We start from the raw sequence: 339 nt of genomic DNA on the forward strand, positions 1-339 counted from the left end.
TTCCAGCTCGTTCATGGTCTTGATGACATCGAAGTTCTGCCGGGAGCAGCTTGGGCAGGCAATAAAGTTCACTCCCTTGTTACGCAGCTTCAGGCTCTTGAGCAGATCCCAGGCGACCTTAACCTCTTCCACCGGATCCGCTGCCAGGGAAATGCGCACGGTGTCGCCGATGCCATCCATCAACAGCGCGCCCAGGCCGACCGCCGACTTTACGGTACCCGCCCGTAGACCGCCGGCTTCGGTGATGCCGAGGTGCAGCGGCTGATCAATTTCCCGGGCCAGCTTGCGGTAAGCGGCGACCGCCATAAAGACATCCGAGGCCTTGACGCTGACCTTGAA

1 protein-coding gene is annotated in these 339 nt (G+C 60.2%); it reads right to left on the reverse strand.

The features are described from left to right. A partial coding sequence (locus B3187_RS03180) for a flavodoxin-dependent (E)-4-hydroxy-3-methylbut-2-enyl-diphosphate synthase (protein ID WP_286804550.1) occupies positions 1–339 on the reverse strand: 339 nt, incomplete at both ends.

The organism is Marinimicrobium sp. UBA4209 (assembly GCF_002381585.1).
In the GTDB taxonomy this organism is placed as follows: Bacteria; Pseudomonadota; Gammaproteobacteria; order Pseudomonadales; family Cellvibrionaceae; genus Marinimicrobium; species Marinimicrobium koreense.